General features: G+C 38.7%; 23 protein-coding genes and 1 tRNA gene. 10 read left to right on the top strand and 14 right to left on the bottom strand.

The window, feature by feature from the left end; genetic code table 11:
* Window positions 1-7: 7 nt before the first annotated feature.
* Complete coding sequence (locus PROVRUST_RS01500) at window positions 8-1,747, bottom strand: SulP family inorganic anion transporter (RefSeq protein ID WP_006812904.1); 1,740 nt, start codon at window positions 1,745-1,747, stop codon at window positions 8-10.
* Window positions 1,748-1,986: 239 nt separating this feature from the next.
* Between PROVRUST_RS01500 and PROVRUST_RS01495 the strand changes: the two genes are divergently transcribed.
* Both PROVRUST_RS01495 and yciA read left to right on the top strand, forming a co-directional pair.
* Window positions 1,987-2,547: a septation protein A gene (locus tag PROVRUST_RS01495; protein WP_006812903.1), complete on the top strand. Its 561-nt coding sequence runs from the start codon at window positions 1,987-1,989 to the stop codon at window positions 2,545-2,547.
* Between the two features lie 189 nt (window positions 2,548-2,736).
* Window positions 2,737-3,156, top strand: coding sequence for an acyl-CoA thioester hydrolase YciA (gene yciA / locus PROVRUST_RS01490; RefSeq protein WP_006812902.1), 420 nt, complete (start codon window positions 2,737-2,739; stop codon window positions 3,154-3,156).
* A gap of 78 nt (window positions 3,157-3,234) precedes the next feature.
* On the opposite strand, the gene PROVRUST_RS01485 is transcribed toward yciA, so the two are convergent.
* Window positions 3,235-3,969: a TonB family protein gene (locus PROVRUST_RS01485; protein ID WP_006812901.1), complete on the bottom strand. Its 735-nt coding sequence runs from the start codon at window positions 3,967-3,969 to the stop codon at window positions 3,235-3,237.
* A 125-nt stretch (window positions 3,970-4,094) separates the two neighbouring features.
* A complete protein-coding gene (locus PROVRUST_RS19695; RefSeq protein WP_126436873.1) occupies window positions 4,095-4,268 on the bottom strand; it encodes a YciY family protein in 174 nt (57 codons plus the stop codon).
* Window positions 4,269-4,554: 286 nt separating this feature from the next.
* Here PROVRUST_RS19695 and cls point away from each other — a divergent pair, with 286 nt between their 5' ends.
* Both cls and PROVRUST_RS01475 read left to right on the top strand, forming a co-directional pair.
* Window positions 4,555-6,015: a cardiolipin synthase gene (gene cls, locus PROVRUST_RS01480; protein ID WP_006812899.1), complete on the top strand. Its 1,461-nt coding sequence runs from the start codon at window positions 4,555-4,557 to the stop codon at window positions 6,013-6,015.
* A 22-nt stretch (window positions 6,016-6,037) separates the two neighbouring features.
* Window positions 6,038-6,370, top strand: coding sequence for an HI1450 family dsDNA-mimic protein (locus PROVRUST_RS01475; protein ID WP_006812898.1), 333 nt, complete (start codon window positions 6,038-6,040; stop codon window positions 6,368-6,370).
* A 71-nt stretch (window positions 6,371-6,441) separates the two neighbouring features.
* On the opposite strand, the gene oppF is transcribed toward PROVRUST_RS01475, so the two are convergent.
* From oppF to PROVRUST_RS01440, 7 genes are all read right to left on the bottom strand, one after another.
* Window positions 6,442-7,443 carry a murein tripeptide/oligopeptide ABC transporter ATP binding protein OppF gene (gene oppF, locus PROVRUST_RS01470; RefSeq protein WP_006812897.1) on the bottom strand — a complete coding sequence of 334 codons (1,002 nt, stop codon included), beginning with the start codon at window positions 7,441-7,443 and terminating at the stop codon, window positions 6,442-6,444.
* Window positions 7,440-8,429 (bottom strand): ABC transporter ATP-binding protein, encoded by a 990-nt coding sequence (oppD, locus tag PROVRUST_RS01465; protein ID WP_006812896.1) that lies wholly within the window; start codon window positions 8,427-8,429, stop codon window positions 7,440-7,442. The genes oppF and oppD overlap by 4 nt, the downstream gene beginning before the upstream one ends.
* An 11-nt stretch (window positions 8,430-8,440) precedes the next feature.
* A complete protein-coding gene (oppC, locus tag PROVRUST_RS01460) occupies window positions 8,441-9,349 on the bottom strand; it encodes an oligopeptide ABC transporter permease OppC (protein ID WP_006812895.1) in 909 nt (302 codons plus the stop codon).
* Between the two features lie 14 nt (window positions 9,350-9,363).
* Window positions 9,364-10,284, bottom strand: a complete 921-nt coding sequence (oppB, locus tag PROVRUST_RS01455) for an oligopeptide ABC transporter permease OppB (RefSeq protein WP_006812894.1) — start codon at window positions 10,282-10,284, stop codon at window positions 9,364-9,366.
* A 66-nt stretch (window positions 10,285-10,350) separates the two neighbouring features.
* Window positions 10,351-11,991: an oligopeptide ABC transporter substrate-binding protein OppA gene (gene oppA / locus PROVRUST_RS01450; RefSeq protein ID WP_039854029.1), complete on the bottom strand. Its 1,641-nt coding sequence runs from the start codon at window positions 11,989-11,991 to the stop codon at window positions 10,351-10,353.
* Between the two features lie 94 nt (window positions 11,992-12,085).
* A complete protein-coding gene (locus PROVRUST_RS01445) occupies window positions 12,086-13,705 on the bottom strand; it encodes an ABC transporter substrate-binding protein (protein ID WP_006812892.1) in 1,620 nt (539 codons plus the stop codon).
* 536 nt (window positions 13,706-14,241) lie between these two features.
* Window positions 14,242-14,886: a YchE family NAAT transporter gene (locus PROVRUST_RS01440; RefSeq protein ID WP_006812891.1), complete on the bottom strand. Its 645-nt coding sequence runs from the start codon at window positions 14,884-14,886 to the stop codon at window positions 14,242-14,244.
* Window positions 14,887-15,379: 493 nt separating this feature from the next.
* Between PROVRUST_RS01440 and adhE the strand changes: the two genes are divergently transcribed.
* Both adhE and PROVRUST_RS01430 read left to right on the top strand, forming a co-directional pair.
* Window positions 15,380-18,040: a bifunctional acetaldehyde-CoA/alcohol dehydrogenase gene (adhE, locus tag PROVRUST_RS01435; protein WP_006812889.1), complete on the top strand. Its 2,661-nt coding sequence runs from the start codon at window positions 15,380-15,382 to the stop codon at window positions 18,038-18,040.
* Between the two features lie 209 nt (window positions 18,041-18,249).
* Entirely contained in the window at window positions 18,250-18,960 is a 711-nt protein-coding gene (locus tag PROVRUST_RS01430; protein WP_039854028.1) for a fimbrial biogenesis chaperone, read from the top strand.
* A gap of 357 nt (window positions 18,961-19,317) precedes the next feature.
* Here PROVRUST_RS01430 and PROVRUST_RS01425 read toward each other — a convergent pair whose 3' ends face one another.
* Window positions 19,318-19,947, bottom strand: a complete 630-nt coding sequence (locus PROVRUST_RS01425) for a thymidine kinase (RefSeq protein WP_039854027.1) — start codon at window positions 19,945-19,947, stop codon at window positions 19,318-19,320.
* A 526-nt stretch (window positions 19,948-20,473) separates the two neighbouring features.
* Between PROVRUST_RS01425 and hns the strand changes: the two genes are divergently transcribed.
* Window positions 20,474-20,884 carry a histone-like nucleoid-structuring protein H-NS gene (gene hns / locus PROVRUST_RS01420; RefSeq protein ID WP_039854026.1) on the top strand — a complete coding sequence of 137 codons (411 nt, stop codon included), beginning with the start codon at window positions 20,474-20,476 and terminating at the stop codon, window positions 20,882-20,884.
* A gap of 353 nt (window positions 20,885-21,237) precedes the next feature.
* On the opposite strand, the gene galU is transcribed toward hns, so the two are convergent.
* Together galU and rssB are read right to left on the bottom strand one after the other, a co-directional pair.
* Complete coding sequence (galU, locus tag PROVRUST_RS01415) at window positions 21,238-22,167, bottom strand: UTP--glucose-1-phosphate uridylyltransferase GalU (protein ID WP_006812885.1); 930 nt, start codon at window positions 22,165-22,167, stop codon at window positions 21,238-21,240.
* Window positions 22,168-22,322: 155 nt separating this feature from the next.
* Window positions 22,323-23,339 carry a two-component system response regulator RssB gene (rssB, locus tag PROVRUST_RS01410; protein WP_006812884.1) on the bottom strand — a complete coding sequence of 339 codons (1,017 nt, stop codon included), beginning with the start codon at window positions 23,337-23,339 and terminating at the stop codon, window positions 22,323-22,325.
* Window positions 23,340-23,457: 118 nt separating this feature from the next.
* Here rssB and PROVRUST_RS01405 point away from each other — a divergent pair, with 118 nt between their 5' ends.
* The 3 genes from PROVRUST_RS01405 (at window position 23,458) to PROVRUST_RS01395 (ending at window position 25,096) form a co-directional block, all read left to right on the top strand.
* Window positions 23,458-23,937 (top strand): YchJ family protein, encoded by a 480-nt coding sequence (locus tag PROVRUST_RS01405; protein WP_039854025.1) that lies wholly within the window; start codon window positions 23,458-23,460, stop codon window positions 23,935-23,937.
* An 86-nt stretch (window positions 23,938-24,023) separates the two neighbouring features.
* Window positions 24,024-24,872 (top strand): formyltetrahydrofolate deformylase, encoded by an 849-nt coding sequence (purU, locus tag PROVRUST_RS01400; RefSeq protein ID WP_006812882.1) that lies wholly within the window; start codon window positions 24,024-24,026, stop codon window positions 24,870-24,872.
* A gap of 139 nt (window positions 24,873-25,011) precedes the next feature.
* Window positions 25,012-25,096: transfer RNA gene (locus PROVRUST_RS01395), tRNA-Tyr, on the top strand.
* Window position 25,097: 1 nt separating this feature from the next.
* On the opposite strand, the gene PROVRUST_RS01390 is transcribed toward PROVRUST_RS01395, so the two are convergent.
* Entirely contained in the window at window positions 25,098-25,973 is an 876-nt protein-coding gene (locus PROVRUST_RS01390; protein WP_006812881.1) for a LysR family transcriptional regulator, read from the bottom strand.
* Window positions 25,974-26,207: the final 234 nt, after the last annotated feature.

Below are 26,207 nucleotides of genomic sequence, written 5' to 3'. Positions count from 1 at the left end.
TTTGCCTTTAATCTAATAATCTGTGCTCCTCATTCTGACGATCATCAACACTTTTTTGCTGTATATGCTGTTTACTTTGAATTAAACGGATTGCAAAGTAGATATCAGGCACTACTAGTAGATCATCATCTGAACGATTAATTTTATTCTGCTCTAGCCAGCGATTAAGTGATGTACGTCGCCCTGCAAGAACTAATGTGACGCCTTTAGATTTTAACGATGTGACCAGATCATTTAACGCCGAAAAAACGCTGACATCATTGTGCGTAAAACTCACCGCAGCATCGATTATTACCCATGCAGGACGTTTATGTTGACTATCAATATGCTTATTCAGTCTTTCTTTAAAATAGTTAACATTGAAATAGGTTAATGGGGAATTAAACCGATAAATCAGCACATCATCGACAGGCTGGATTTCATTATCTGGATTCATAGAATGTAGCATTCCCTGCTCATCGACACCCAATAACTGATCTGTAGGCCTAAAAATAATGCGAATAAATTGCAATAACCCTAATAACACCGCAAAGCCTACACCACTGATCAACCCGACAAGTAACACCGCACAAAGCGTAAATACGCACAGGAAAAACGCTTGTCTGTTACGCTTACGCATCGCATAAATACTGCGAAAGCTAATTAATGAAAATGTGGAGATAATCAGCACCATGCCTAATGCTGGCATAGGAATATAACCGAGCAGATCCACAGAAAATAATAAAACGACTAAAATACTTAATGCCGCCACCACGGAAACCATTTGGGTTTTTCCGCCCATCATATCATTTACTGCAGTGCGGCTACTCGCAGCACTCACGGCAAATCCTTGAGAGAGTGCCGATGCAATATTCGCAATCCCTAATGCCCTTAATTCTTGATCTGCATCCACAGCATAGCCATTCTTACTCGCAAAACTTCGAGCCGTCATCATGAAGCTCACAAAACTGATAACCGCTAAGTTTAAGGATGGTGTGACCAAGTCACGAAGCAATCCTGGTGCAAAATCAGGCGTACCAATAAAAGGCAAACCATCGCCTAAATTACCTACTGTATGGATGCCATATTGTTCAAGATTAAAAAGCATGCTCGCCCCTGTTGCTAATACCATTGCAATCAGTAACGAAGGCCACTTGCTACGCACCCGCTTGATAAAAATGGTCACCACTAAAGTGAGTGCTGCAACAATAAATGTAGGAATATGGGTTTCTGATAATGAGAGTGGGAAAGCAACAAGTCGCTCAATAAATCCTGAAGGCAAAGAATTAATACCAAAAATTTTACCTAATTGGCTGACGACAATGGTTAATGCCACGCCATTAAGTAAGCCTTGTAAAATTGGTCCAGATAAAAAATCTGCAAACATACCGAAACGGAATCTAGCGGCAATTAAACACCAGATTCCCGTCATTAAACTCATCACAATAATCAGCTGCCAGCGGATATTTTCATCGCCCATCGCCAAAGGCGCTACGGCAGCTGCGATCACTGCACAGGTTGCTGCATCAGGACCAATAATCAGTTGTTTTGATGTACCGAATAAGGCGTACATCAGCATGGGTAAAACGCACGCATACAACCCAACAATAGCATTGATCCCCATCAGTTCGGCATAGGCTATAGCAACGGGTAATGCCACTGCTGCAACGGATAGCCCCGCTTTAATATCCGGCCCCAAATCCGCCAATTGATAATTAAATAGCGTCTGCAAACCTGGCATCCAACTATATAACCTAGCCTTTATCATGGATGAAAAATCTCTAAAAATTAGCAAGTTAATTTATTATATAGACTATTTATATCCGAACTAATAAAGTTTATCTAGGAGTAAGTCAAATAAAGGTAAAATAGTGAAAATTCGATAGATTATCGCCATCAATTATGGATAAATAACCGCAAACTTTTAACAATCTCCACAAAATACGTTAAACTATTCCACTATGTTTAAGTTGAATATATTTACGTCAAGGATCTGAATCCACTGTTATGAAACAACTTATTGATTTTATTCCTCTAGTTATCTTTTTTATTGTTTACAAAAGATATGATATTTTTTATGCCAGTGGTGCCTTAATGGTCACGACGCCTCTTGCTTTACTGGCGACTTACCTTATTTATAAGAAAGTCGAAAAAGTGGCTAAAATTACCTGTGTCATTGTTATGGCATTTGCAGCATTAACGCTTATTTTCCATAGCGATGCATTTATTAAATGGAAAGTGACCATTATTTATGGTCTGTTCGCGTTAGCATTATTAATTAGCCAGTGGTTCACTAAAAAGCCGATTATTCAAAGGATGCTGGGCAGTAATCAAGAAATTAAGCTAGACGATAGTTACTGGTTAAAATTGAATACTGCGTGGGCGATATTTTTTATCGCATGTTCAGGGATTAATATTTATGTCGCATTTTGGATGGCTCAAGATGTCTGGGTAAACTTTAAAGTCTTCGGACTAACCGCAGCAACTTTAATTTTTACTATTCTCAGTGTGGTGTATATTTTCAAACATATGATTAAAGAACCCCATACGGAGAAGCCTGAAGAGTAATAAACTCTTTTGGATTATCAACCATATAAATAAGCTGCGCATTGTCGCAGCTTTTTTTTTTACCTATCGTTGTGATTTGTTACAAATCATCGTGACTGAATGTATCCTTGTAGTTTACTATGCTAACGATTGTTTGCTATAAACAGCAATGAATCATAGTCATTATTTAATTTTAACAAAGAGTTGGATATGCAATTACCTAACGGTGAACTAGTTTTACGTACTTTAGCTATGCCTTCAGATACGAATGCGAATGGCGATATTTTTGGTGGTTGGCTAATGTCTCAAATGGACATTGGTGGTGCTATTTTAGCAAAAGAGATTGCTTTAGGTCGCGTAGTTACAGTAGCAGTCAATGGTATTAAATTTCAAAAGCCTGTTGCTGTGGGTGATGTGGTTTGCTGCTATGCTCGCTGTTTAAAAACAGGTAAAAGCTCAATCACCATCAATATTGAAGTATGGGTAAAGAAGGTAGCAACTCATCCAGTAGGTCAACGTTATCAAGCGACGGATGCAGTGTTTACCTATGTTGCGGTAAACGATGATAATACCCCTCGTCCATTACCTGAAGGTAAGCAGCATTTTGAATTAGAAAGTTCAGAGTCATAATTTCTTAGTGACATCGAAATGTTTTCTATAAAAATGGCGCTAACCTAAGCGCCATTTTTATTAATTTTTTATAGTAAATTATACTTGCTTCACCGAACCATCAATATTGAAATGGATTTCTGTCACATACCCTTTAGCAGGGAGTTTTTCATAACGCCAGCGATTCATAGCGCGTTTAACATCCCGCTCAAAAAGCCCTTTCGGGGATGTTTCAACAAATTCAACATTCTGCACTCGGCCATCTTCATCGATATCATAACGTACTTTGACATAACCATTTTTACCTAAGCGACGAGCACGGTCTGGATATTCAGGTAATTGTTTATTCAGCGCTTTTGGCCCACGACTACCTTGAGTCTGACTTGCCACTGGTGACGTATTTTTAGCTGTAGTATCTCCAACCTTATTAGTTAACTCTTTATTTGTTGGCTCTTGATTCGATGAGGAAGAATTATTCATCGCCAATTTTTTCTCAACAGGCTTTTGCTCTTCTTTAATTTTTTTCTGTTCTTTTTTAGGTTCTTTCTTCGGTTCCGGTTTTTTCTTTACTTCCGGCTTTTTCTGAGGGAGAGCAATCACGGGTTCTACAACAGGTTCAATGACCGGTTCGGGTTCTGGCTCAACAACTGGTTCCGGTTCTGAGGATGTTTCCACTGGAGTTTCTGCCGCAGGCTCAGCAAACGAGAGCATCGCTATCGAGATAGGTTCCTCGGGTTGAGGAAATTTAGGTTGATTAAAAATCCATGCCATCGCTAAGCCGGCATGAATTGATAATGAGATACCAATGATGACAACGAGTCTGATCCCACGCATATGTAATTTTTACCCTACAGCTGTTTACTTATCGAATATGACTGATAGTTTAAATGCAAATAGCAATCATATTCAATAAGGTTTAGCGATCAAAGTGAAAAATGTGAGTAAAAACGTGAATATCCTTACTCAATCCACTGGCTGAACAGCAAAGAATGACGACGTCGATAGATATCGAGTTTACGGATCGTATAAATGTGCATATTACGGCGAGAGTGACTTTCTAACCAACGGCGACGTCTGCGAACAACTTGTCTTAGCATTCTCCAACGACCCACTTCTTGCCTGCTGCGTCTCATTTCTTTAATCCTTATCCTATGAATAATCGTGATGGCGAAATATTATATTCCTTTACTCAAGAGAACCAAGCAGAACTTTTAATACTAATACACCTTTGCAAGATCAAAAATCTCATTGTTATTACGCTGAGCAATTATCATTAATTGCGTTTTTATTTATTTATCAGAGTTTTTATTCAGTGTTTTTGCTAAATTCTGGTATGTTTAGTCTTAGTCTATATTTAATAAGACATATTTTCGTTTTATGACACTTTTTTCTCTCTGTCCGTGAGGCTTGTTATCAATTATGGCAACCGTCTACACCTTAATGAGTTGGCTCCTGTTTTTCCTATATTGGTTGATTGTTGCAGCAGTAACCGTTCGTATTCTGGTCACCAGAAGACCGGTAACGTCGGCAATGACTTGGCTGCTAATTATTTATATCCTGCCTTTAGTGGGAATTATCGCGTATGCCGCTTTTGGGGAGTTACACCTAGGACGACGTCGCATTGATAAAGCTCACCAAATGTGGCCTTCTGTCGCCACATGGCTCGAAAACTTGCGTCATTCCAAACATATTTTTGCCAATGATAATAGCCCCGTTGCCGAGCCATTATTCCAGCTATGTGAGAAACGCCAAGGAATTGCCGGAGTAAAAGGTAATCGTATCCAGCTATTGACCACCAGCGAAGATTCATTAAAAGCAATTGCTAATGATATCAATAATGCACAGAACTCCATCGAAATGGTGTTTTATATTTGGCAACCAGGCGGGTTAGTCGATGAAGTGACTGAAGCCTTATTGAATGCTGCTAAACGCGGAGTTAAATGCCGTATTATGGTTGACTCTGCTGGTAGCTGGCATTTTTTCCGCAGTGATTATCCAGACAAAATGCGGGCGGCAGGTATAGAGTTTGTTGAATCATTAAAAGTTAATCTGATGCGTTTTTTCTTACGCCGTATGGATTTACGTCAACACCGTAAAATTGTGATCATCGATAACTATATCTCTTATACCGGCAGTATGAACATGGTGGATCCTCGCTATTTTAAGCAAGACTCCGGTGTTGGAGAATGGATAGATATTTTAGTGAGAATGGAAGGTCCCGTCAGTACTACGCTGGGTATTGTGTATGCTTTTGACTGGGAAATGGAAACCGGAAAGCGTCTGCTCCCTCCTCCACCTGATTCCAATGTTATGCCATTTGAGCAGGATAACGGTCACACCACCCAAATGATTGCATCGGGCCCTGGTTTCCCAGATGACTTAATCCAACAATCATTAATGACCGCCATGTTTTCCGCGCGTAAGCAGCTGATCATGACTACCCCGTACTTTGTTCCTAGCGACGACTTGCTGCATGCTATCTGTACCGCAGCAATGCGAGGTGTTGATGTCAGTATAATTATGCCTCGCCACAATGATTCATTCCTCGTTCGCTGGGCAAGCCGCTCTTTCTACACCGAGTTACTGGAAGCTGGCGTTAAAATTTATCAATTTGAAGATGGTTTACTCCATACCAAGAGTGTATCCGTAGATGGTGAACTCAGTTTAGTCGGTTCAGTAAACCTTGATATGCGCAGCCTATGGCTAAATTTTGAAATTACAGTGGTCATCGATGATAAAAGTTTTGGTAGCGATCTGACGCTGGTTCAGTATGATTATATGGCGCGCTCTACCCGCTTAGAGATTGAAGAATGGGAACAACGTCCTTTCTGGAACCGTGTTGTTGAGCGCCTCTGTTACTTCTTTAGTCCATTATTGTAGTTTTGCTTTTTAGGGAAAAGTCATGAGCCACACACCCAATATCAATCTGATCGATGAAGATGAAATCATCGAAATTGCCTATGACCTTTTCCTTGAAGGCGCAATGGACAATCTTGAGCCCGCTGATCAAGTTATTTTTGCTTTACAATTTGAAGAATGTGGTGCAGCTGAAGTCGTGCCTTTCAGTCAAAACTGGCATATCCTTGCGACTCAAGGCTTACCTTTAGAGCAAATGAGTGAAATCATCATTGGACTAGCCAAAAGTCCTGAAGATGATATTGAAGATATTTTTGCACGTATTCTGATCAGCCGAAATCCTCAACATCCTTTCCAGCATATTGAATGGAAACAGTAAAAATCACCTTGCTGTTCTAAACGAGAAAAAGGACCTGCATAGGTCCTTTTTCCATTTCTACAGATTAAAAATTATAAAGGATCAATTTTTAAGCAAGAAACCCCATGCTTGAAGCTTCCCTCCAACAATGGCCGGGTTCTTCCACACTCTTCATCTGCAATTGGGCAACGAGTACGAAATACACAACCTGATGGTGGATTGATCGGTGAAGGTAATTCCCCTTCCAATAACTCAATTTGCTTATTTTTTTCTTTATCAGGATCGGGAACAGGAACAGCTGACATCAGTGCTCGTGTATAAGGATGTAGCGGATTGTTATACACCTCATCATAAGTACCTAACTCAACTGCATGCCCCAAATACATGACTAACACGCGGTCAGAGATATGCTTAACAACCGCAAGGTCATGGGCAATAAAAATCAGCGATAACTTCATTTCCCGCTGTAATTCTTGTAGTAAATTCACAACTTGCGCCTGAATTGATACATCCAAGGCTGAAACTGGCTCATCGCATATCACCAACTTAGGTTCCAAAATTAATGCACGAGCAATCCCAATTCGCTGACATTGTCCCCCCGAAAACTCATGAGGATAACGGTTGATCAAGTTTGGCAGTAATCCTACCTTCATCATCATGTTTTTCACTTTTTCAGTGATTTGTTTCTGGGGCATTTTGGGATGATAGGTTTTGAGTGGCTCGGCAATAATATCGCCAATCGTCATGCGTGGGTTTAACGATGCAAGCGGATCTTGAAATATCATCTGAATATCATTGCGTACATTGCGCCACTGCTTATCATTCATCGATAATAGATCTTGCCCCAACCAAGTCACCGTACCACCAGTGGCTTTGACTAATCCAATAATTGCTCTCGCAAACGTCGATTTACCGCACCCAGATTCCCCGACTACGCCCAAGGTTTCCCCTTCATATAAACGAAGCGTTACCCCGTCGACGGCTTTGAGGCTTTTATCTGGTTGCCAAAACCATTGTTTTTTATCTCGTATTGAAAAGTGAACTTTTAAATCATTCACTTCTAGCAGAACCTGCCTATTTTTTTGATCGGTCATACTAACTCCTCCACAGGCTTAAAGCAGGCACGCAAACGAGATTGAGCAAACGCAGATAATTGCGGCTCCTGATCCATACAAGTTTGATTGGCATATTGGCAACGAGGTGAGAATGGACAGCCTTTAGGTAATCTTAATAAATTAGGGGGATTACCTGGAATCGTCGCCAAGTTATCATCATCCCCATCCAACCGAGGCACAGCCGCAAGTAACCCTAATGAATACGGATGAGATGGCCGATAGAAAATATCTCGGGCACTCCCATATTCCATCGTTCGGCCGGCATACATCACCAACACCTTGTCACAAACACCCGCAACAACTCCCAAGTCATGGGTGATTAAGATAATTGCCGTATCAAATTCTCGTTTCAGTTCATTAAGTAACGTCATAATCTGCGCTTGAACCGTCACATCTAACGCGGTTGTTGGTTCATCGGCGATCAATAATTTAGGCTGGCATAATAACGCCATTGCAATCATAACTCTTTGGCGCATTCCTCCTGAAAATTCATGAGGGTACATATTCATCCGATTACGGGCTTCTGGCATTTTTACCGCATCAAGCATACGTACTGATTCATCAAAAGCCTGTTTTCTGCTCATCCCTTTGTGTAGCATTAACACTTCAGAAAGCTGAATACCAATTTTTAAGTATGGATTGAGCGACGTCATTGGATCCTGAAAAATCATGGCGATTTCTTCAGCACGCATCCGATTAAGGGCTTTTTCCTTTAAATTTAAAATTTCACGGCCATTAAAGACAGCGGAACCGCCGATCCGTCCATTTTTTGCCAATAATCCCATCAATGCAAAAGCAGTTTGTGATTTTCCTGAACCCGATTCCCCAACAATCCCCAAGGTTTCCCCAGCACTAAGTTCAAAATTGAGTTTATTTACTGCGGTTACATCACCATCTTGGGTCGTAAAACTGACATTTAAGTCTTTGACCGATAACAGAGGGCTACTGAATGTTGAATTTTGCATATTTCATCCCTCTAGCGGTCTTTCGGGTCGAGGGCATCACGTAAGCCATCGCCGATAAAGTTAAAACAAAACAGTGTCACCACTAAGAATCCTGCGGGTATTAACAGCAGCCATGGTGTCACTTCCATTGAGTTAGCACCATCGCTAAGTAATGCTCCCCAGCTACTCAGAGGCTCTTGAGTTCCTAGTCCCAAAAAGCTTAAGAATGATTCAAATAAGATCATGCTAGGCACTAATAACGATGCATAAACCACGACGACACCTAATACGTTGGGAACAATATGACGTAAAATAATATGTCGTGTACTTACACCACACACTAATGCCGCTTCAATAAATTCTTTACGCTTTAAACCTAGTGTCTGACCCCGAACGATACGCGCCATATCGAGCCATGACACCATCCCAATTGCGACGAAAATGAGTAGAATATTGGTTCCGAACAGTGTCACTAATAAAATGACAAAGAACATAAATGGGAAGGAATTTAAGATCTCCAGTAATCGCATCATAATGGAGTCAACTTTCCCGCCTACATAACCAGCCAGCGAGCCATATAATGTTCCTACCACGACCGCCACCAATGCTGCCGCCACACCGACCATCAATGAGATCCGTCCACCAATCGCAACACGGACTAGCAAATCTCGACCCGAGGCATCGGTACCAAAATAATGCCCCGTCGCCATATCTGGTGGCATGGACATCATTTCCCAATCCGTATCGTCATACAAAAATGGCGATAACATGGGAGCAAAAATAACGAATAATGTAATGCAAAATAGCAGGCATAAACTAAAAATTGCAGCTCGGTTATGGATAAACCGGCGTCTCGCATCTTGCCAGAGGCTACGTCCTTCAATATCCAATTGCTCAGAAAAGTTTTCCAGAGCTTCACTATTTTTTTTATTTAATAACATAGTGCTCCTCCGGTTTAATAACGAATTTTAGGATCAATAACGGCATACAACACATCCACAATCGCATTAAAAGCAATCGTCAGTACGCCCACTAAAATGGTTAAGCTCAATACTAATGAATAGTCACGATTAAGCGCACCATTGACAAAGAGCTGTCCAATACCCGGTAATCCAAAAATTGTTTCAATCACCATTGAACCAGTAATGATCCCGACAAATGCAGGTCCCATGTACGATAAAACAGGTAATAATGCAGGCTTCAAAGCATGGCGTAAAATGATAGTGCGTAGCGGTAAACCTTTCGCTCTCGCCGTACGGATAAAGTTAGAGTGCATAACTTCAATCATTGAACCACGCGTAATACGGGAGATACTGGCGATATAAGCGAGCGACAATGCCACCATCGGCAAAATCATATGCGTTAAATTACCGCCATCCCAACCTCCACCGGGGAGCCATTTCAAATGAATAGCAAAAATCAGCACCAATAACGGTGCAACAACAAAGCTTGGGATGACAACCCCCGTCATGGCAAATCCCATGACTGTAAAATCCCATTTCGTATTTTGATTTAATGCCGCAATCACCCCTGCAGAAACCCCAAAGAGCACAGCGACGACAAATGCTGTGGCACCAAGTTTTGCTGATACAGGGAAGGCTTTTGCAACTAACTCATTGACACTATAATCTTTATATTTAAAAGAGGGACCAAAATCCCCTTTAGAAAGCTGAACCAAATAGTTGAAATATTGCTTATACATTGGGTCATTCAGGTGATATTTCGCCTCAATGTTCGCCATGACTTCAGGAGGCAGTTTTCGTTCTCCTGTGAAAGGGCTTCCCGGTGCTAATCTCATCATAAAAAATGAGATAGTGATAAGAATCAACAGGGTCGGAATTGCCTCAAGCAAACGACGCACAATAAATTTAAACATTGCCCTTTCCTACTTCATACGCCAAGTTGGCAAATGGCGGGCTAGCATTCAGCCCGCCTGTTGTAATTAATGTTTGATGATATACAGATCTTTTGTATGCAAGTTATCTAATGGATCTTTACCCGTGTATCCACCCACATATGGCTTCACTAAGCGGGTATTTACATAGTAATAAAGAGGAACGATACCGGAATCTTTATCTAAGATTTTTTCTGCTTGTTGATACAGTGCAGCACGTTCTTCATCCGTTTTGACCTGTAAGGTTTTTTTCATGGCGGCATCGAAGTCTTTATTTTTATAATGCACGGTATTATTACTGCTATAAGACAACAACATATTTAAGAATGAGGATGGTTCATTATAATCCGCACACCAGCCTGCTCGCGCAACATCATAAGCACCTTGGTGACGGCTATCTAAGAAAGTTTTCCATTCTTGGTTTTCCAATTTAACTTCAGCGCCAATATTTTTCTTCCACATGGAGGACGCCGCGATAGCAATGCGTTTATGCAAATCGGATGTATTATATAATAAGTTAAATTTCAATGGATTAGATTTGTTATAGCCCGCTTCTTCTAATAATTTCTTTGCCTTTTCGTTACGTTGTTCTTGGGTCATATTGGCATACCAATCCGGTTTTTCTGCTTTCATGCCGCTCGTAAATGGCGGAGTGAAACCATAAGCGGGAATATCTCCCTGCGCTTTAACTTTATAGGTAATGGTATCTCTATCCATAGAAAGCTTTAATGCTTCTCTGACTCTTGGGTCATTAAATGGCGGTTTTTCGTTATTAATTTCATAGTAGTACGTACATAAGTATGGGCTGACTTTCAGCTCTTTTGGCATGTTTTGTTGTAAGCTTTTAAACTGCTCAATCGGTAAATTACTATAAGTCATGTCAATTTCACCGCTACGATAACGGTTAACATCCGTCACCTCTGATGAAATTGGCAAGAATGTCACTTGTTCGATAACTGTATTTCCATTGTCCCAATATGTTGGGCTGCGCTCTAATACAATACGTTCATTCACCGTCCAATCTTTCAGCTTATATGCACCATTACCCACAAAATTTGCGGGCTGAGTCCATTTAGCGCCATGTTGCTCAATGGCTTTTTTATTGACTGGGGACATCGATGAGTGAGCTAATAATTTTGGAATGTAAGGGACGGCTTCACTCAATGTAATCACGAGCGTTTTGTCATCTAGCGCTTTTACACCTAATTCTTCAGGCTTCTTTTTGCCTGCAATAACGTCATCAACATTTTTAATATGAGCATATTGTAAATAGCTCGCATACGGAGATGCTGTATCTGGAGAAGCTAAGCGTTGCCAGCTATACACAAAATCTTGAGCAGTAACGGGATCACCATTAGACCATTTGGCACCATCGCGAATTTTAAATGTCCATTCCGTAAAATCTTTGTTATCCCAACTCACTGCGGATCCCGGTAAAATCTCCCCATTAGGTCCAATAATCGTAATCCCTTCCAAAAGATCTCTTGCGAGTGCAGATTCAGGAACCCCTTCAATTTTATGAGGATCAAGGGATTGAGGCTCAGAACCATTATTTCTTACTAGCATTTGTTTATTAGACAGTTCAACCCCAGCAGGAACAACCGCGGCATAACTGGTTGCCATCGTTGTCGCGAGCAATCCAGCGGCAACGCTTAAAGCAACAAAGGATTTATTCAATAATTTGCTCATTATTTTGGTTACTCCCATACTCTTGTTTTGGTTGTGTTGTGGATATTTCTGTTTACTTTGTAAGTAAACAGTTATTGTGTTTATTTAGATATTATTAATTAGTTGTGCTTATATATAACCGCTTAATATCCATATGATCAAGGGGGTCATTTCCTTTAAATCCTGCGATTGTGGGTTTGATCATTCTTGCACTCACTCGATAATAAACAGGCACTATCGCAGAGTCTTGATCTAATAAGGATTCAGCTTGTTGGTAAATTTTTTGGCGTTCAGTATCATTAGGCGCGGTTAAAGCTTCGAGTAGTAATTTATCGAAAGCTTTGTTTTGATAAAAACCGGTATTATTACTGTTTTCCGATAGCATCATATTTAAGAAGGAAGACGGTTCATTATAGTCTGCACACCATGTAGCTCTCGCCACTTGATAGTTTCCTTCATGACGATTTTGTAGCGTCGTTTTCCATTCTTGATTCTGTAGAGTGACCTCTGCGCCGATATTTTTTTTCCACATAGATGCGGCAACAATAGCTTGCTGTTTATTTTGATCAGAAGTGTTGTATAACAAATTAAATTTTAATGGATTCTGTGGTGTGTATCCTGCATCAGCGAGTAATTGTTTTGCACGCTGGTAACGTTGTTGCGCCGATAATTTTGTCCACTCGGGTAGAGCAAAATTACCATTATTAATAAAAGTAGGTGTAAAGCCATACGCGACTGTTTGTCCCTGATTGATGATTTTATGAGTAATTGTTTCACGGTCTAAACCCAATTTAATCGCTTCTCTAACTCGAGGATCGGTAAACGGCGCTTTTTGGTTATTAATTTCATAATAGAAAGTACAAAGATATGGGCGAACATAGAGCTCTTTCGGTTTCTCAGCGAGCATTTTTTGATATAAATTAGGCGGAATAGCAGAATTACTAATATCAATTTCACCACTACGATAACGGTTATTATCGCTGACTTCCGATGTTATCGCTAAAAAGGTCGCATGATCAATTTGAGTCTGTTGATTATTCCAATAGAGAGGATTGCGCTTTACAACGATTCTTTCATTCACAGTCCACTCATCCAATATATACGCGCCATTGCCAACAAAATTTCCGGGTTGAGTCCATTTATCGCCATATTTTTCAATGGATTTTCGATTAACTGGCTTCATCGATGTATGAGACAGCATATCGATAAAATAAGGTACCGGATGACTAAGAGTAACCTGTAACGTCTGATTATTTAGCGCTTTCACGCCTAAGGACTCTTTTGGTTTGTTACCTTTTAAAATCTCATCCGCGTTTTCAATATAAGCATTTTGTAGATAACTCGAGTACGGAGAGCCTGTTTTGGGGTCAGCTAACCTTTGCCAGCTATATACAAAATCCTCTGCAACGACCGGAGTTCCATCACTCCATTTCGCTCCATTTCTTAATTTAAATGTCCATACCGTATAATTTTGATGTTCCCAACTCGTTGCCATTCCCGCGACAGGCTGGCCATTTATATCGTCATATACCAGCCCCTCTAACAAATTTAAAATAATATTCCCTTCAGGAACACCTTCTACTTTATGGGGATCAAGAGAAGTTACTTCAGAGCCATTATTGATGGTGATGGACTGTAGCGTTTTATCAACTTTTAAAGTTTCGGCTGCGTGAGCTGAGGTGAGAAATGAAATGGCTAAATAAGAAAGTAGACTGAATTTTGTGGTTAACTTCATCGTAGCTCCTTTCTGGGATAAGGGGATAGCTGTCTCACTTTATTACAGGCGATGAAAAACTCATAAACAGAACTTCATGGTCAGAACATAGACAATTCAACGCCCCATTCCGCTATGAGCTCCCGTGAACAACCAATAAAAAACATACAATTTATTAACATTTTTTGATTTATTTGTTTATTTTTTAAAAGTAAATTGAGGTTAGAATTTATTTTTATTTTAATAAAACAATTGGATAGAGTTTTTATTATAAAATACAGATAATCAGCTCAATCTTCATAATCCAAACATATCATTAACAATCAGTGATGAGAATAGTGAATAAATTTACGCAGCTCACAATTCCTTACTTTTTTCGCCTAATTTTGTAAATTATGCGACATATAATCACAAAAAAAATTCATCCCAATAGTGAACTATTTGGGCTATGTACTTTGGTTTAATAGGTGGAAGATTTTATAACGTCGAGAAGAGGATGGTTTATTGAAGCAAAGAAGAAAAGCAGCCGCATAAAGATAGCGGCTTACTTCAATCGATTATAAAAGGCCTGGGAATATCGCTTTCACGCCAGTCACTGCAATTTCAATACCTAGGGACATTAATAGCAAGCCCATAATACGAGTAATAACGTTAATGCCTGTTTGCCCCAGATAACGCACCAACAGTGAGGCAGAACGGAACAATAACCAGCAACAAAAAGCGAATAAAATACTGGTTAATGCTAGTCCAAGAAAATTTTGCCAGCCAGTCCATCTAGAAGACCAAACAATACAGGAACTGATCGCACCAGGTCCAGCCATCAATGGGAGTGCTAATGGGACAACACCAATACTGTCTCTTATTGCTGTTTCTGTTTTTTCTTGTTTATTTTGTTTATCTTCCCCAATCTTACCGCTAATCATCGATAACGCGATGGTCACAATCAAGATTCCGCCCGCAATCCGGAATGAATCAATTGAAATACCAAAAAGTTGCAATATAGAGTCACCAACAAGTAGTGAAGTACATAAAATAATCGCCACTGAGGTATTAGCGATGGTATTGGTTCTATTGCGACTCGCATTCGTTTGATAGTTCGTCATACTAATAAACACAGGCAAGATGCCAACTGGGTTTACCAACGCAAATAGACCAATAAAAAATTTAATATAGCCTGATAAATCAAGTAATGTTGCGCTCACCCATTAATATCCTCATAAAATGCTTAAATACGACATGGTCATCCCTTCTTATTTTATCACTGAACCAATTAAATTCCTTAGAGAAAGAATCATTTTGTGCGTGTTACTGACATTATTTATTTCAACTGCACACAATCGATAAAAATTAGTTATTTCTTCACCATTTTTTATCGATAAATTAATCAATTTTTCATAAATCTCTCAATACAGAAAAACAGGCATGCTGAATGGTGTCAGCATGCAATATTTGTGATTTAGATCACTTTATAAAATTCCTTTTTTGCTAATCTACACTTAAGAAATCGATAAGTTAGTTTATCCGTGCTTTTACTTTTAGAGCTATTTAGTTGAGATTTATAAGCCAATCGGCAGTGAAGTAAGGACTTATTGCTAAGTTTATCTATACTTTTGTTTTGGGTGGTCTTATTACAATAGTTTTTTATAGATAATTTGCTCATTGGCTTAAAAATTTTAACTTTATCAGGAGTAATCTATGTCCGTAACTAATGTTACTGAACTCAATGAACTTGTTGCTCGAGTCAAAAAAGCACAACGTGAATTTGCCAACTTCTCTCAAGAGAAAGTGGATAGAATCTTCCGTGCCGCTGCACTAGCAGCTGCCGATGCGCGTATTCCATTAGCAAAACTGGCTGTTGAAGAGTCTGGAATGGGAATTGTGGAAGATAAAGTGATTAAAAACCACTTTGCTTCGGAATATATTTATAACGCTTATAAGGATGAAAAAACCTGCGGTATACTTTCTGAAGATCCAACTTTTGGTACAATTACCATCGCCGAACCTATCGGGATTATTTGTGGTATCGTGCCAACAACTAACCCAACCTCAACGGCTATCTTTAAGTCATTAATTAGCTTAAAAACACGTAACGCAATTATTTTCTCTCCGCATCCTCGTGCAAAAATTGCCACCAACCGTGCCGCTGAAATTGTCTTGAATGCCGCGATTGCCGCTGGTGCGCCAAAAGATATTATCGGCTGGATTGATTCCCCTTCAGTGGAGTTATCCAATGCCCTGATGCACCATCCTGACATTAATCTGATTTTAGCCACTGGTGGACCGGGTATGGTAAAAGCTGCCTACAGTTCAGGTAAACCGGCTATTGGCGTGGGTGCAGGTAATACCCCTGTTGTTATCGATGAAACTGCTGATATTAAACGTGCTGTTGCATCAATCTTAATGTCAAAAACTTTCGATAACGGTGTAATTTGCGCATCTGAACAATCAGTTGTCGTCGTTGATGCTGTTTATGACCAAGTTCGTGAACGTTTCTCTAACCACGGTGGCTATCTGCTACAAGGCAAAGAACTTAAAGCCGTACAAAATATCATCCTTAAAGATGGTAATTTAAATGCTGCTATTGTTGGCCAACCTGCATTTAAAATTGCAGAAATGGCAGGTGTTATCGTTCCCGAGACAACCAAAATCCTGATTGGTGAAGTCAAAGCCATCGATGAATCAGAACCTTTTGCTCATGAAAAACTGTCTCCATTGTTAGCAATGTACCGCGCAAAAAACTTTGAAGATGCAGTTGAAAAAGCTGAACAACTCGTTGAAATGGGTGGTATTGGTCATACGTCTTGCCTATATACCGACCAAGATAACCAACATGAACGCGTCAGCTATTTCGGCGAAAAAATGAAAACCGCCCGTATATTGATTAATACTCCAGCATCTCAAGGGGGTATCGGTGACCTCTATAACTTTAAACTGGCACCATCGTTAACCCTCGGTTGTGGTTCTTGGGGTGGTAACTCCATCTCTGAAAACGTAGGACCAAAACATTTAATCAATAAGAAAACGGTCGCGAAAAGAGCTGAAAATATGTTATGGCATAAACTTCCTAACTCAATCTATTTCCGCCGTGGATGCCTCCCTATTGCGTTAGAGGAAATTGCCACTGACGGAGCAAAACGAGTCTTTATCGTTACTGATAGCTATTTATTCAATAATGGTTATGTCGATGAAATTGTCGATGTTCTGAAAAAACATCACATTGAAACTGACGTATTCTTTGAAGTTGAAGCGGATCCAACATTATCGGTTGTCCGTAAAGGCGCAGCTCAGATGCAAGCTTTCCAACCTGATGTCATTATCGCATTAGGTGGTGGCTCTCCAATGGATGCAGCAAAAATCATGTGGGTTATGTATGAACATCCAGAAACCCACTTTGAAGAATTAGCGTTACGCTTTATGGATATTCGTAAACGTATTCATAAATTCCCGAAAATGGGCGTAAAAGCGAAGTTAGTTGCTGTCACCACGACATCGGGTACAGGTTCTGAAGTTACACCATTTGCGGTTGTAACTGATGATAAAACAGGCCAAAAATATCCATTAGCTGATTATGCATTAACGCCAAACATGGCAATTGTTGATGCTAACTTAGTCATGAATATGCCAAAATCTTTAACCGCCTTTGGTGGTTTGGATGCTGTCACCCATGCACTAGAATCTTATGTTTCTGTACTAGCAAATGAATTCTCTGATGGACAAGCACTGAAGGCACTAAGTTTACTGAAAGACTTCCTGCCAGCTAGCTATCATGAAGGTGCTAAAAATCCAGTTGCCAGAGAGCGCGTACATAATGCGGCAACCTTAGCAGGTATTGCGTTTGCGAACGCCTTCTTGGGTGTATGCCACTCAATGGCTCATAAATTAGGTTCTGAGTTCCACATTCCACACGGTTTAGCAAATGCGTTATTAATCTGTAACGTTATCCGCTTTAATGCGAATGATAACCCAACTAAGCAAACTGCATTTAGCCAATATGACCGCCCACAAGCACGCCGCCAATATGCTGAAATTGCAGATCATCTTGGTCTATCAAAAGCAGGCGACCGTACTGGTGCTAAAATTGAGCGTCTCTTGGAGTGGTTAGAAAGTATGAAAGCAGATTTAGGTATTCCTAAATCTATCCGTGAAGCGGGTGTTGCCGAAGCAGACTTCCTAGCACGTTTAGACAAGTTATCTGAAGATGCGTTCGATGACCAATGTACTGGTGCGAACCCTCGTTATCCACTGATTTCAGAAATTAAACAGCTGTTACTGGATTCTTACTACGGTCGCGAATTTTCTGAGCCAAGCGTTGCTTCAACAGCGCCAAAAGCAGAAAAGAAAGTCACTAAAAAATAAACTGGTATTTCTTGGTGATTTAGCCAACTAACCCGTTATAAGGCTTCAATAGTGTTGGATCTTTTTCCAATGTCTATTGGAGCCTTTTTATTAATAATTAGCCACTAATCCTTATCTGATCCTCATTTATCAGTAAGGATCAAATAGATAATTCAATTTATACTGATGTCAGGACTATCAAACTTTCTTTATCAATGAGAAGAGGTAGTATGAAAAAACTGACTCAACTTATCTTCACTATACCGCTCCTAGCTGCTAACTTTGCTGCCCATAGTGCGGGCTTACATTTAGAACAGACACGGTTAATCATTAATAACGCCAATTCTGATACAACTTTTACTGTCGTCAATGACGATAGTTTTCCCTATTTAATTCAAGCTACTGTAACGAATACTATTGAGGGTGAAAAATCCTCGCATGTTGAAGTCAATCCACCTTTATTTGGGCTGGATGCAAACAGTAAATTTAGTCCTCAAGTATTATTAAAAGAAAAGAATAAACTACCTGCGGATACTGAATCACTATTTTTTCTCAGTACTCGTGCGATACCCGCTCATAAGCGCTCCAACGACCGTAGTAAGAATAACAAGCAGACAATTACCATGAATATCATTATTAAGGTAATCTACCGCCCAAGCCACTTAGCGGTTCCTAATAACCAAATATTCCAGAAAGTGACACTAAGTAAGAAAGATGCTCAGTGGCAATTTGATAATCCTACTCCCTATTATGTCACGTTGGTAAAAATTAAATTAAACCAGCATGACTACGGAAATAGTTTAATTTTGCCCCCTTTGAGTAGAATGCCCCTCTCAGAGGCTCCTCGTAATATCACCCATGCAAGTTGGCAAGTAGTCAATGACTATGGGGGGCTATCTAAAGTTTTGACATATCCGGTATCTGCTGGAAACAATCAATAAGATATAACCTAATCCTCATAGATTATTCTTTAATCTCACTAAAAAATGAATGAGTAAAATAAAACCGAATAGCTTCATATCACTATTATTTGTTAGAAAAACTCATGAACTAAAGATAAATACACCTTTATAAAGAAAAAGTAAGTGAACTCATAAAAAGAAAACCCCATGTTAAAGGCATGGGGTTTATCATAAATTGATGTCACCATTATTCTAGTATTTAACACTGTTCGACTATCTAGTGCGACAAATCAAGTTTTTAATTTAAATCATTAATTTACTTTTTCTGACAAAATCACCCATATTGCGTGATATTAGCATTAGTAAATTATTTGGTTTATTAATATTAATCAGCCATTAATTGAAATTGATGGGCTTTTTTTGAATAATGCCACTATTCATTAACTGTGCTTGTTTTATGGCATCAGAGTAATGTTTTCGGCAAACTGAAATATACTTTTCATTACCGCCGATATCGACCTGCGCTCCTTCATACATTGGGATCCCATCACTACCAATACGTAAAACTTTATTCGCCTTACGCCCACAATAGCAGACCGTTTTAAGCTCAACGAGCTTATCAGCCCACGCTAATAAATACTGACTTCCAGCAAATAGCTCTCCGGAAAAATCTGTACGTAGCCCATAACATAAGATAGGAATATCGACATTATCGACGACATCACATAACTGCTCCACCTGTAATTTGGTAAGAAATTGACACTCATCAATTAACACACAATTCACTTTTTGCGCGCTGTTTTCTTTTTTGATAATGTCAGCCATATCCGTTGTGGGCGAAAATAATAACGCATCTGCTGATAAGCCAATTCGAGAAGAGACTTTTCCATGACTAAAGCGATTGTCAATTTCTGCAGTAAAAATAAGTGTGCGCATACCACGTTCATGGTAGTTATATGAAGACTGCAATAATGCTGTTGACTTACCTGCGTTCATCGCAGAATAATAAAAATATAGCTGTGCCATCTGGCTATTCCCTAAAAATAATATTCGTAAATACTTTATCATAAAGGCATTTTAAGATTAACCCTAACTCTGCATTTACAGTCAATCATACAAAACTGTTCTCCACTACTATGTTAAATTAGACGATAAATTTAACGCAATCTATGAGTTAAATACAATAAATTCCTATTTGATATTATCCTCAGTAGGTATAATCCGTAGCACGTATTGCTAATTAACTGTATCAAAAAAAGAAAATTTAAGTTAAAGGTTTCTCTTTTATTCCTCTGCATCCAAAAGTGAAACTGTTTGTTATGTGTATTAATATAAAAGCTAGAGGGTGTTTCTAATTACCTTTTTCCATTAATTCTGTTATTGATAATAGAGCTATTTATAATAGTGAAAATTTTTATATTTCCCTTGTAAAAAAATTGCATTCGTTAAAGATAACTTTTAAACTAAGAAGGTAATTTAGCTATTGCAGAATTTAAAATAGCACTCTATTATTACTGTACACATGCCAACATATAAAATTGAGACCAGGAAAATGAGCGAATCATTAAAAGCATTAAATAACATCCGTACTCTTCGTGCTCAAGCTCGCGAAGTTACTTTAGAGTCATTGGAAGAAATGCTAGAAAAATTAACTGTCGTTGTTGAAGAACGCAGAGAAGAAGAAAGCCAAGCTCGTGCTGAAGTTGAAGAACGTAACCGTAAATTGGAAAAAGTTCGTGAAATGATTTTAGAGCAAGGTGTAGATTTAAATGACCTTCTGCAAACAATGGATTCAGTTAAAGGGACTAGCACCAGAGCTAAACGCGCTGCACGCCCTGCTAAATATAAATACGTTGATGAAAATGGTGAAACTAAAACTTGGACAGGCCAAGGCCGTACTCCAGCCGTCATCAAAGTAGCAATCGAAGAACAAGGTAAATCTTTAGATGATTTCTTAATCTAATAACCAAATTCTCCTTTATTAAAAACACCCTTTTCATAAGGGTGTTTTTTTATATATATCATAATAATCCTGACTGACTTCACATTCTTTTATTCAGTTATCCCTTTACTACCTCTTCAGTTAAAAAATAACTATATGAAATAAAATTTCAGTTAAAGTAAAGTTACGTATTTAATCTCGTCAAGAGTCATTACTTATTTTTGCATTTAATTTACACGTCATGCATGTAATAGTATATATATGTACATCATCATTAATTGACGCTTAAAAAATGAGTATATGGTTTTATTTCTAGACATAAAAAAAGCTAACCTATTGGCTAGCTTTTAATAATTAACAACTAACTGGTTGGATTATTTCGTTGTTTCTGATGCTGCTAATTTAGCCGCAAACTCTTTAACCCATAACGAAAAATCTTTTCCTAAAGTATCATGTTGAATACCATATTCTACAAATGCTTTCATATAGCCTAATTTATTTCCACAGTCATGGCTTTTACCGCATAAATGGTAAGCTTCGACAGGTTCATCATTTTCCATCATAAGAGCAATAGCATCAGTTAATTGAATTTCATCACCAGCGCCTGGTGCAGTTCTTGCTAATGCATCCCAAATTTTTTCGGATAACACATAACGACCCACAATCGATAAATTGGAAGGAGCCTCTTCTTTAGTTGGTTTTTCGACCATCCGCGAAACAGGCTTACTGTCTCCAGGATTCAGCGTAATGCCATTGCAGTCAACAATACCGTAGTTAGAGACTTCTTCTTCTGGTACAGGCTCAACTAAAATTTGGCTAGCCCCAGTTTCCTCAAAGTGTTCGAGCATTTCTCTGAGATTAAACTTCGTTAAATCAGTACTGTAACGGTCTAAAATTACATCAGGGAGAATAACAGCAAAAGGCTCATTCCCCACTAATGGCTTAGCACATAAAATAGCGTGACCTAGCCCTTTTGCAATCCCTTGGCGCGTTTGCATAATAGTGACATGGCTTGGACAAATTGACTTTACTTCATCAAGGAGCTGACGTTTCACTCGCGCTTCTAAGATAGCTTCAAGCTCGAAGCTAGTATCAAAGTGGTTTTCAATGGAGTTCTTAGATGAGTGAGTCACTAAAACAATTTCATTAATACCTGCTGCAATACACTCATTAACCACATACTGAATCAGAGGTTTATCAACGATTGGTAGCATTTCTTTCGGGATCGCTTTTGTTGCTGGAAGCATACGCGTTCCTAGACCCGCTACTGGGATTACAGCTTTACGCACCTTGCGTTTAATCATTTTTATAACTCCAGAATTTTTCTAAGCACCCTTCACTATTATTCAATGATATACCATGGTGCATTTTTAGTGCGCGCAAGTATATCAGGAATCAAAACTGAATAAATAGTAATGAGTCTAATTGATGATATCTGAAGTTATTTTTAATAATCGATTTACAACTCACTGTCAGGATTAAACATCAGCTTAATTCGCTGATCATTATTCCGAATAAGGCATTTCCATTGAGCGCCATGAAAATCTAAACGATTTGAATGGTAGGACTTCAAGGTACCTAAAGGAATATTACGATCTAAATGATAGTGATGGTTTTCAGTCGTTATTTCAGCTTCCAGCCCTGCACTCGCCAATATTACATTTTTCGTTTTGGTATTGAAGTAGCCGAGTAAAAGCGGAAACTGCCCTGAAAAACCAGACTCTTCAAGAAGATGATTTATTTGGTGAATAATACGATCGATGTTAGGTAATTTTTTATCTGGGTGACTCACTGCACTCTTTAATAAATCATTAAAAACGACTCTAATCAAAAAAGCAGCCATGATCCCTTCTTGTGGAGAGCGTTCTGTATCTATGCAATAAAAACCAACCTGCTCTTCGGATATCGCTGCAATATCCAGTAATAGTCCAAATCGATTTGCTTCATTTAATTGCCTATAGTTTATTCTATAGCCATTAATAATCTGACTAACCGGTGGTTGTAATTGCTTTAGAATAGCCAACATATCCAATTTATCACTATGAAGGATATTCGACATATTTTGGATCTCATGCTCCATAACACTTTCTGTATCGTACTTCTCAGGATACAAAGCTGAGTGAATAGTCATCTTTACTTCATCTAAATTTTTAATCGGTTTCAGTAGGGCATCTTTTGCCCCTAAACGGAACATCCTGTCTAACTGGGTAAAATCGGTAGTTGCTGAAATGACAATAACAGGAATATGAATATTCCGGCCCACCAGCTCGGCCATAAATGTTTCACCATTCATCACTGGCATATTTAAATCACACAAGATAACATCGGGTGTAAGGTGTTTTTCTGTAATTAGATCCAATGCCAACGCGCCATTGTCTGCGATATAGACTTCAGTTTCCAAGCTTTCTAGGTACTCACGAAGAATAGTGCAAAAAATTTTTTCATCTTCAACTATGAGTATTTTTCTATTTTTCATATCATACCTACCACTACCATACTTAGTTTTATTAATAATTTGTTGTGCCAACAATAGTCATATTACAAAATCATTAGAGACTATATTTTTTAAGTATAGTTATTTTATCGAGAAAAGAATGAGCCAATCTTTAAAAAATAATTGTAGCTGCGGTAATCCTAAACCGTTTGACCATTGCTGCTCTCCCTTCATTCAAGAGCAAACTATCCCAGAAACAGCGGAACAATTAATGCGCTCCAGATATAGTGCTTACGTTCACAAGGATGCGGATTACTTGATTAAAACATGGCACCCAGATTGCCATGCTGACGAATGGCGTGACGAGATCATCAAAAGCTTTGAGCACACTCAATGGCAGGGATTGCGAGTCATTAGTTCTTCTCATGCCAAAAATCCTGATGAGGCTTATGTCGAATTTTCGGCTTGCTTTATTGATGAAAAAGTCGATCATAAACAACTTATTCATGAACGCTCCCGTTTTCTTCGCATTAATACGCGTTGGTATTATATCGATGGAATAACACCAAAAGTTGGGCGTAATGATGACTGTCCATGCGGCTCAGGTAAAAAATTTAAAAAGTGCTGCGATAGTTATTAATTCTATGAATATCAAATCGTGTCAATTGCACAATTACTCTTAGTCCAAATAGTTGGACTTTTGTTAGTTAAGGATTAGACAGTTCCATGCAACACAAAAATGTACAGAAAAAAATTCTCAGAACAATTTGTCCTGACGCTAAGGGATTAATCGCTAAAATCACCAATATTTGTTATAAGCATCAGCTCAATATTATCCAAAATAATGAGTTTGTTGATCACCGTACTGGTCGTTTTTTTATGAGAACGGAACTTGAAGGGATCTTTAATGATGAAACCCTCCTTGCAGACTTAGATGATGCACTTCCTGAAGGCTCTAAGCGCGAACTGAATTCTGCGGGTCGTCGACGCATTGTAATTTTAGTGACAAAAGAAGCTCACTGCTTAGGTGACTTACTCATGAAAAGTGCTTATGACGGCTTAGATGTTGAGATTGCAGCTGTCATTGGTAACCACGACACACTAAAACACCTCGTAGAGCAATTTGGTATTCCGTTCCATCATATTAGTCATGAAGGCTTAACCCGCGAACAACATGATGAAAAACTCACGGCGCAAATTGACCAATACCAGCCTGATTACGTAGTTCTTGCTAAATACATGCGGGTACTTACCCCTGCATTTGTTCAGCATTATCCAAATCAAATTATCAATATCCACCACTCCTTCTTACCAGCATTTATTGGTGCACGTCCTTACCACCAAGCTTATGAACGCGGAGTGAAAATTATTGGGGCAACAGCTCACTTTGTGAATGATAATTTGGATGAAGGGCCAATCATTACTCAAAATGTTATTAATGTGGACCATACCTTCACTGCTGACGATATGATGCGAGCAGGTCGTGATGTTGAAAAAAATGTTCTAAGCCATGCATTATATTGGGTCTTAGCACAACGGGTATTTGTATACGGCAACCGTACAATTATTCTATAAGTATAGTAATTTGCTGATTTATCACGCATTAAGATTAAAAAAACCGCATTCGAACATTTTTTTAAAATTAATGCTTTACAGGGGCGCGTCATTTGATATGATGCCGCCCGCTGTGAACGATTACAGCAATTCAAAATCTGGTGGGATACCCAAGCGGCCAAAGGGAGCAGACTGTAAATCTGCCGTCACAGACTTCGAAGGTTCGAATCCTTCTCCCACCACCATCTAGATGTTTTCGACTCCTAGTTTGTCTACAACTCCCATAAATCGATTTAAAACACTAGAATGTGATTTAGATTTATAAATATAACAATCGCTTCTCTCTAAAAGCCCATTAAGCGATACATAGATCAGAGACTTATCCACCAATTCATCTTCTGGATAGTGGTCGATAATCCCAATAAAATCCCCATCCTGAATAAAACTCTGGCAACAACCAATATTGTCCATCTGTCGGATACTGGATTTACTGTTTATCGCTTCTACTTTCGTAAGCAAATCACTCATTAATGTACTTTTATAAAATGATGGGTCACATAACCATGTACTCTGTTGCAGTAATGTCTTCACATCATGATTAAATTTTTCATATAATTCTTTTCTACAATAAATACCCAATGGTGAGTTTTCGATTTTTTTTTGTAATGAAAATCTCTCACTGATGACTAATTCAGAACTTAAAATTAAAGTATTACCATCATAGTCAACAATTTCATCTACTTCATCATAGTTAAACCTTAATATATTAACTTGTACATTATTTTTATGTGCTGCTTGATATAAATTTATTAAATGATTTTCCTTACCCCAGTCATAATAAATATTCGCCTCATTAACAATATAACCAGAGAAATGTTTTTTCGTTATTTCTTTCTCCTGCAAGTAGAGATCCCTGAGATCATTATAAAGTTCCTGACCATCTTTAGTTAATGTCATTCCAAATTTTTCTCTCTTAAAAAGTCGCTTACCCAGACTAGTTTCAAAGTCTTTTATCGATTTTGCGATGGGAGGTGTCGTGCGGTTCATCACCCTTGCAGCCTTGCTTAACGAGCCATTCTCAACAACTGCCATAAACGCCTCTAATTTTCTTGAAAAGAACATATCTATGACCCCATTCTATTTATTGAAACGTAAACCATCATGATTATTTTTAAGTAATAACATGTTGATTGACCCATAATCTCTAACATCAAATAAAAATTAAATGCGTTTTTTTCATTTGATGAGTAACAATATTTCATAAAAGTATTTTTATAATTTCCTACATAGCAAAGCAATATATTATACTGTTTCATTTAATTATTTTTTATTGCTCTACCATTAAATCATATTAAA

Origin of the sequence: Providencia rustigianii DSM 4541 (assembly GCF_000156395.1) — a bacterium.
Taxonomy (GTDB): domain Bacteria; phylum Pseudomonadota; class Gammaproteobacteria; order Enterobacterales; family Enterobacteriaceae; genus Providencia; species Providencia rustigianii.
The sequence above is the reverse complement of the archived record's forward strand: the minus strand, read 5'-3'. Positions and strand labels throughout refer to the sequence as shown.